We start from the raw sequence: 8665 nt of genomic DNA on the forward strand, positions 1-8665 counted from the left end.
TCTTCTGTAACCAATGCTTGTTCTTCAGTGGCACTAGCCAGTTGTGCTGTCATGCCACTAATATTATCGATAAGCGCTAAGATTTCGGATATTGCATCGCTAGATTGTACGGCTTTTGACTGTAACTGAGCAGATTGTTGCTGTGTAAGAGTAATACTGTCGATAACCGATTGAATACCTGTTTGGATCTGACTGATAATTTTATTGATTTCATTAGTCGATGTCTGAGTTCTATTTGCCAGTGCACGTACCTCATCAGCAACCACAGCAAAACCTCGACCATGTTCGCCTGCTCGTGCAGCTTCAATGGCGGCATTAAGTGCAAGAAGATTAGTTTGATCTGCAATACTGCCAATCACATCAAGAATACTGCCAATCTCAGCAGATGAATGACTTAATGTTAATGATACTGTTTCCGCTTGATGTAATTCATGGACTACACTTTGTGTTTGTTCAACGGTTTGTTGCATCAATTTTTGATTTTGTTCAGCTTGATGTTTCACATTCGCGGCACCGTCAGCTGCATCTTGTGTATTTCGTGCCATTTCTTGGCTAGTCGATAACATCTGGTTGATAGCGGCGGCAACACTCTGGGTTTCACTATGCACTTGGTTAGCGCTTTGATTCGACGACTTAACTGTGTCTAATAAATGTATTGCTTCATTATTTAAGGTTTGCCCAAGAGGCTGTAAATTAGCGACCATATTGGCAATTTTAATCACAAATTGATTGAATGCATCAGCCAATTTAGCCACTTCGTCATTACCTTCAGTCGACAAACGCTGGGTCAAGTCACCTTCGCCTTTCGCTATCTGTTCCATCGCGCTTATGGTGACTTTGAGAGGTTGGGTGATGGAATGATTTAACAATAAAAAGAATGCAAAAATAGGCACTGAAATAATCATCATGATAATGAAATAGTCAATAATGATACCTGTCATGCTTTGATTAACATCGTTGACGTTAGCTTGAGTGATTAAGGTCCAATCAAGAGCCGAGTAATACTGCGCTGCAACTAATACCGTCTGTGGCTGATTTTGTTGATCGATAATATCTAGCTTATTCTGTGAGATGTTGTGTTTTTTGGCTGATGCAATCAGCTGTTGATATAAATTGGAGCCGTTGCTAGCCCCAAGACTAGAGAGTGACTTGCCGATTGAATTTTGGTTGAATGGGTTAACAATAATACGGTCTTGGTTATCAACAATGATAAATGCTTGATGATCATTAACCTCAATCTGACTGGCAAATTGGCTTAGTATTTCAACCGTAGCATCCGGTTTGGCCAATTTGAAAGCATCTATAGTGCTACTTAATTGGCTGACTTGCCCAGATATTTGGTTAAATTTTTCTTCGATTAAATGATTGTATTGTTCTTTAATTGAAAATGAACCGAAAACCACAGTGCCTACAGCAGCTAACGCTAACATAATGAATAAGCGCTTTAAAATGGTTAAGCGTCTTAATAATCCGATCATGATCAATCCTAATTCAAAGTATCCGTACAAAGTGAAGCAATTATAAAGAAAATATGAAAAAACATAAGTTTGATAGATTGTTTTTGTGAGCTAACAGATGTTATTTACATTTGTTAGTTAAATGTAAGGTTTAAATGGGAAATAGTATTGTTATCAATTAGTTAGCTGGGTATTTAATTTGATTGGTCAATTAACTTGCTAATCGATTGTTTTAATTTTGATTTTTTTTTGATTTACCCGCAAGATTAGCTTAATTAATGAATAAGGTACCAACATTATGAATTCAGCTTCCACAGTCAAAAATGACGATATTTTACTTAAGCTTTGTCATTCTGTTTCTCATGTTCTTTCTAGCACTAGTGCTAGTCAAATTACTCATGCTGGGATGGTTCAAAGTATTTCTCGTACCCGATTGAAACCTGATTTGGCCTGTTTTTCTATTTTTGATGGCGGCTTTTCTGGTTTGGTTGTAATCAATTTTTCAGCTGCTGCGGCTATTGAAATTTATCGCCGCTATATGATTAACATGGGCATGCCTGAACCAGAACTCGCGTTTTCACATACTTCTGATGATGTCAGTAATGTTATGGGCGAGCTAATGAACCAAATTTTGGGTGATTTTATTGGTAAAATATCGAAAGAGTTGCAAACATCAATCAGCCAAAGCCAGCCTAAAATGTTGGTTATCAATAAAGAGTTAACTATTTCTATCGACACAAACCTCGATAATGCAGTTGCCAGACGAGTGTCATTTAAGACTGAAAATAATCATATTTTTTATCTTGAATTTGCCATGGATAAAACAGAGTTTATTCGCTCTGCTGACTTTGAAATGGACGAAGAGTTTGATTTGGATTCGTTAATTGAAACTCATGGTAAAACAGCACAAGTTAATGCTTCAAAATCAAAAGATGTATTAAATGATCCCAATATTAAAGGCATTGTTGTCGATGATGCGGATGATTTGCTTAGTGAACTTGGATTATAAGTTTGACTTTGAACCACCAAGTGTACTGATTCACTTGGTGGTTTTTTATAATGGCGACGACAATAAAATAAAAGGTTAATCATACTAATGGCATCTAAAGCGACTTCTATTGATATAGCTTACCGTGCAGGCGTGTCGCAATCGACAGTGTCTCGTGCGTTAAGAAACAGTCCGTTGGTAAATTTAGAAACGCGACAGCGTATTCAAGCCATTGCAAAAGAACTCAATTATAAAGTCGATAAAAATGCCAGTAACTTACGCATGCAAAATAGCCAAACATTAGCATTGCTAATTTGTGAAGATCCAACAAATGACGAATCAATGATCAACCCTTTTTTCCTTTCTATGTTGGGTTCGATTACTCGAGCAACTGCTCGTCAAGGATATGATTTATTGGTGTCATTTCAGCAGCTTTCAACTGATTGGCATGCAGATTATGAAGACAGTAATAAAGCCGATGGTATTATTTTATTAGGTTATGGTGATTATATGGATTATGCCCATAAACTCGATAAGCTTATTGAAAAAAATACACACTTTGTTATCTGGGGAGCTGAGCATAATAATAAAGCGGTGCTGTCTATTGGTTGTGATAACCATCAAGGTGGTTTTGTTGCCACGGAGCATTTGCTTGGGTTAGAGCATAAACACATTGCTTTTTTAGGTGACTCGTCAAGTCGCAGCCCTGAATTTCGCGACAGATATTTAGGTCATGTTGATGCGTTAAAATCTGCCGGTATCGAAGCCGACAAGCAATTACAGCATGACGCTATTAATACCGAAGCCTCTGGCTATAATGCCGCCAACGTATTATTAGATAGCGGCGTGACATTTGATGCTATTTTTACTGCGAGTGATCTTATTGCGATAGGGGCGATTCGTGCATTGAAAAAGCGCGGTGTTGTCGTTCCAGATCAAGTCGCTGTAGTTGGATACGATGATATTCCGGTCGCCAGTTTTGCCAACCCAGCGTTGACAACGATTAAACAAGATACCCAGTTTGCAGGTGAAATACTTGTCGAAAGTGTGTTGAAGTTAATTCGTGGTCAAGAAGTTAGTCAGCGATTAATCAAGACCCATTTAGTGGTTCGTAGCTCATGTGGTGCAAATGTAGAAGATAATTAACTCACAGGCATCAAGCCATGAAGTGCATCTAACATTTTATGTAGACCCTTTTTTATTTTGTTTGCAGAGTCTTGGCGAGCTAAAACACTGAGTTAATATTATTTATTTCCAGTGACCGTCCTATGCAGATACTATTAGACGCTATCATACTTGTGCGTCGATCTTGCTAGTTAAATTTTTAAAGGATAATTTTTTATGGCCGGTGCCAGTTTATTAACCCTGTTAGATGATATTGCGACTATTTTGGATGATGTGGCGGCAATGAGCAAAGTGGCCGCACGCAAGACAGCGGGCGTTTTGGGTGATGATTTAGCCTTAAATGCACAACAAGTGTCGGGTGTTGCTTCTGAGCGTGAACTACCGGTGGTATTTGCGGTAGCGATGGGATCATTTAAAAATAAAGTGATTTTAGTGCCGATGGCCATGCTGATAAGTGCGTTTATTCCATGGGCTATTACGCCTTTGTTGATGTTTGGTGGTTTGTTTTTGTGTTATGAGGGTTTTGAAAAAGTCTATCATTCACTAACACATAAGCGCGCTCCTGTGATTGATGACGATGCAGTGGTCGCCAAAGCAAAAGCGGATATCGAAGACTTAGCCGCATTCGAAAAAGAAAAAATAAAAGGCGCTATTCGCACCGACTTTGTATTATCAGCTGAAATTATCGCAATTAGTTTAGGCGTGGCAGCACACATGGACTTAATGGGGCAATTTTTAACCTTATGCGTTATTGCCATTGTAATTACGGTCGGGGTGTACGGCTTAGTGGCAGGGATTGTTAAAATCGATGATCTTGGTTTGTATCTTGCTCAGCGTAAACCGAGTGGAATAGGGCATAAATTAGGCCTAGGATTAGTATCTGCTGCTCCTTATCTAATGAAAATCCTGACATTTGTCGGCACTATTGCCATGTTTATGGTCGGTGGCGGTATTTTAACTCATGGAATTCATGTGGTGTTTGAATGGATTGTGCATGCAGAAACGCTGGTTAGCCAAGTGAGTGTTGTTGGTGACGTTTTAGGACTATTAACCCCAAGCGTGTTAAATGCGCTATTTGGCGTCGTTGCTGGTGGTTTAGCGGTATTATTGATGAATGGTGTGACCAAATTACTACCTGCAAAAGATTAGTTAATGCCTGCAAAAGATTAGTAAATCCAAGTATTTGTTGTGGTAAGCAAAGATGGGTAAAAACATACAAAAAAAGCATAGTCTATGACTATGCTTTTTTTCGTGGTATTGACTATATCGACGGTGTTAATCAGTCTCTTAGAACTAAACCGCTAAATTATCCGGACTGTCTGGATTTGGTACTGTTTTCGGATTTGGCCCATATTCGTTGTCATCTTTACTGTTAAAGCACATCACAACCAGTAAAATTAATATGCCAAGCAGTGGAATAAATATCAACAATAACCACCAACCTGAATGGTCAGTATCGTGCAAACGACGGACACTTACAGCGATACTTGGGATCATGATGGCGAGTGAATAAATTGAGCTTAATACCCCAGCACCGTAAACGTCGCTGTAAAAACCGACACCCATGTCTAATAGCGTCAGTACGATACTGATCACCGCACTGATTAATCCAAACATCCAGTATTCTTTACGACGTGCACGGCCGCTAAAATCAAAATACTGTTTCAATACTTTTACATACCAATCCATTTGTTGTTCCTTAACGTTAACTTTTTTAATCTGGTGTATTAGTAACAAGATAGTGTTGAATTAACAAGGTTTTATTCAAAATACACACAAAAAATAAAGCCGTTGTGAGTCACAACGGCTTACTGAACTCGCAAATAATACTGCTATTAATAACAGTGCTATTGATATGTGCTTATTTATCCCGAGTTCAGATTATTTAGCTAGGGTTTGTTGTACAACAGGATAAAAGTCCCATACTTGTTCGTCTGTCATCGAACGCACTAATTTAACATACTCAGCATGAGTCCACGCTAGCGGGGTTGCTGAGTTAGTGCCTTGGCCTAATTTATAATTATAACGAGTCGCATTGCCTACGCCGTCCCAAGCTTGCTCTGGCAACATTAACCCTTGGTTCGCAAAGGTTTCCATGCCTTGAACATAGGTATTGATTAATACTTTCTTCGTGTCTGGGGTTAAGGTGTCGTTCGCTTTTGCCAAGGCTAATTCGTAATGGCCGCGTTCACCGGTAAAGAAGGGCCATACACGCCCACGTTGATTTTCGGTATCGCCTTTTTCAGCATAACTAAGGCCTGTGACGGTATCTTCACCGTAACCATCGTTACCATAACGGCGGTATCCTGGTACTTTACTGCCATCTTTGGCGGTAAATTCATACTTAACCCGTAAGTTATCTTCAAGACCTTGGTTGTCTATTAGCATGACGCTGTTTTTAATAACAGGGTCTTGGGCGTTAACCACACCATAACGGACTAATTCTAAAAAACCACCATCGAGGATCATGCGCTGATCTAAACCAGGTTTACCATTGTTATCAATGAGCTTGTCGGTGTTATTAGGGTTACCATTTGGGCTAATGCGCACATAATAAGGTGCCGCTTTACCTTTGGAATCTGTTTGACCTAATAAGCCTGTGGTGGTGACCATCGTTGTTTCGAGCTGACGTTGTAGCTTACGTGCTAAATCGGCATACTCAGGTGCTTGTTCATCTTTGGCTAGCGCTCCAATATCACTGGCAGCCACTAAACCGGCAATTACGGCTGCAGTTGTGGATGGAGAGAATCCTGCTTGCTCTTCCCAGCGTTCTTGTTGGGTACTTGGAGGAGTAATTTTAGTGTCATTCCAATCCAGTTTTACTTTGCCGCCTTTAACTAAAAAGTTAGCGGCTGGTTTAAGCATGTCGTTGTACCATTGGGTTATTTCTGCATCGCTAAGCACACCTGCTTGCCACAGTTTCCAGCCGAGCATGATTGGCATAGCGGTTTGATCGAGCTGCACGCCAACCCATTCAATTTCACCATCGACATGGGTTTTCTGTAAAAACCATCCAGGAGTGCCTGCAAAACCAGGTGTTTGTTGTTGAACTTGAACCTGCTTTAAATATTCAAAAGCCACTTTGGGTGTTTGAGTATCGCCCATGGCTAAAAATGCCATTGCACATTGGTAAAAATCACGTGGCCATACGGCTTTATAGCCTGTGCTACCGACTTTAGCTGAAACGGTGTCGCCCCAAGGATTTGAAAGTGATGCGATTAACGCACCAGCATGGGTTTTATCTTCTTGAGCTTTTAACACTAAGGCGCTGGCATAGAGTAATTTACCGTTATCTGTAGTGTTGGTAATCATGTCATTTAATGGCTTAAGCGAGGCTAAGTAATCTTTCCAGCCAAGATGTTTATCGTCGCCTAAATACGCTTGTTTAACGGCGTCATAACCCGCATCTAATGTCGCTTGAGTGGTGGCTAAGCTGCTCGCTTTGTCTTTACCAAAACCAATAACCAAATTAAAGCTTAGGCTGTCATTAGCATTGGTGAGGGTAGGGTATTGTGCGGTTAGGGCGACGTTGCCGCCTTGATTGGTGTCGCTAGTGGTCTGGTAATGATAATCAAGTTTACCGTTATCTTGTAAATCGACAATACCATCTGATATGCCGACAAACCCAGCGCTAGCAGCGACAAAATCAACATTTGTTTTAACGGTCATTACCGTTGAATTAGTGTCACTTGTGTAAGCCACTAGCGATTGGCCTTCAACACTAGCAATGTCATTGGCACCACTGTTATCAATGTGCGGATTGACATAAAGGTGTGGCGTAATGCCAGCCTCAAAAGCAGTAAAGGTGACTTTCATCATCAAGCTACTTCTATCGGGATCGGTAAAGATATGTTTTTCTATTTGGTATTTACCTTCAACATCTTTATTAATGACTTTATAAGCCAGCGATAATGGTCGTCCCATATCATCGGTATCTAAATACTCAATAGTGCTGATAGTATTGTTTTTTTCAGTATCGACAAAGCCTTTGCCAGAGATAATAAATTGCAGTTCTTTAAGCTGGGCATTGTGAATAAGGCCAAACATGGTTTCGGTTAATACGCCTTGAGCAATCGAAAACCATACTTTACTGACCGGGTTTGCAGCTGTGTCTTGATAATGGCCGTTAACATAGGGCTCGTAAGATGTGCCTATGCCAGTTTTTCCTGAGAAAGCCCAAGTAGGTTCTGTGCCTGGCGTACCGGGTGCGACGTTAACAACTTGAGCTGAAGTGTTTACTTGAGTATCTGCAGGTGAGCACGCACTTAAGGCTAGAGCCATCATGCTGGTCGTAACAGCTTTCGCTATGATACTGCGATGCGTGAGTAAATGTGGTTTTAACATGGAATTCCCCAAAATAATAATCTCAATCTAGTTACCAGTGACAAAGACTGGTAATTCTTATTGTGTTTGCTTGTCTTGATCTACAAATAGCACCGCAATGCCCGACAACATCATAAATATCCCGCCAAGTACTAACGCGTAAATAGGTTGTCCATCAAAAAATACCTTAAGCAATAAGCCAAGAATACTGGCCGCTAACAGCTGTGGAATTACGATGAAGAAGTTAAAAATTCCCATGTAAACACCCATTTTCTTCGGGGGTAATACACCAGACAACATGGCGTAAGGTACTGATAGAATAGATGCCCAAGCAAAACCGACGCCAATCATCGGTATCCATAACAGGTTAGGGTTATCAATAAACATAAAGCTGATGAGACCCGCACCGCCAATAAACATGTTGATGGTATGAGTGAGTTTAATGCCGACTGCTTTAGCCAGAAACGGAATAATAATCGCAGCAATTGCAGCAAAGCCGTTATAGGATGCGAACATCATACCGACCCAATCAGCACCGTCATTGTAGGCTTGTGATACCACATCAGTGGTGCCGTAATGGTACGAGGTAACGGCCGCAGTGGTGTAAATCCACATTGCAAATAGGGCAAACCAAGCAAAAAACTGTACCAGTGCTAGTTGACGCATGGCTTTGGGCATATGAAACAAATCATCGACAACATTAAACGTCATGCCTAATCCGTCGCGTGTTGCTGACGATTCAGCGTTGCTGTTTGACAGTTTGGCTAACTTA

6 protein-coding genes and 1 pseudogene are annotated in these 8665 nt (G+C 40.5%); 3 read left to right on the forward strand and 4 right to left on the reverse strand.

The features are described from left to right. On the reverse strand, positions 1–1478 hold a 1478-nt coding region (locus H5202_RS15380; RefSeq protein ID WP_182772850.1), incomplete at its 3' end, for a methyl-accepting chemotaxis protein. A gap of 277 nt (positions 1479–1755) precedes the next feature. Here H5202_RS15380 and H5202_RS15385 point away from each other — a divergent pair. The 3 genes from H5202_RS15385 to H5202_RS15395 all read left to right on the forward strand — a co-directional run bounded on the left by H5202_RS15385 (position 1756) and on the right by H5202_RS15395 (position 4719). Further along, a complete protein-coding gene (locus H5202_RS15385; protein WP_182772851.1) occupies positions 1756–2466 on the forward strand; it encodes a DUF3334 family protein in 711 nt (236 codons plus the stop codon). Between the two features lie 87 nt (positions 2467–2553). After that, positions 2554–3591: a LacI family DNA-binding transcriptional regulator gene (locus H5202_RS15390; RefSeq protein ID WP_182772852.1), complete on the forward strand. Its 1038-nt coding sequence runs from the start codon at positions 2554–2556 to the stop codon at positions 3589–3591. A 195-nt stretch (positions 3592–3786) separates the two neighbouring features. After that, complete coding sequence (locus H5202_RS15395; RefSeq protein ID WP_182772853.1) at positions 3787–4719, forward strand: DUF808 domain-containing protein; 933 nt, start codon at positions 3787–3789, stop codon at positions 4717–4719. 144 nt (positions 4720–4863) lie between these two features. Here H5202_RS15395 and H5202_RS15400 read toward each other — a convergent pair whose 3' ends face one another. From H5202_RS15400 to H5202_RS15410, 3 genes and pseudogenes are all read right to left on the reverse strand, one after another. Continuing rightward, positions 4864–5259, reverse strand: a complete 396-nt coding sequence (locus H5202_RS15400) for a DUF805 domain-containing protein (protein WP_182750787.1) — start codon at positions 5257–5259, stop codon at positions 4864–4866. Between the two features lie 192 nt (positions 5260–5451). Next, complete coding sequence (locus H5202_RS15405; protein ID WP_182772854.1) at positions 5452–7914, reverse strand: glucan 1,4-alpha-glucosidase; 2463 nt, start codon at positions 7912–7914, stop codon at positions 5452–5454. A 57-nt stretch (positions 7915–7971) separates the two neighbouring features. Then, positions 7972–8665 (reverse strand): annotated as a pseudogene (locus H5202_RS15410) (MFS transporter); the annotation flags it as partial.

It is taken from the genome of Shewanella sp. SG41-4, assembly GCF_014164505.1.
Lineage (GTDB): Bacteria > Pseudomonadota > Gammaproteobacteria > Enterobacterales > Shewanellaceae > Shewanella.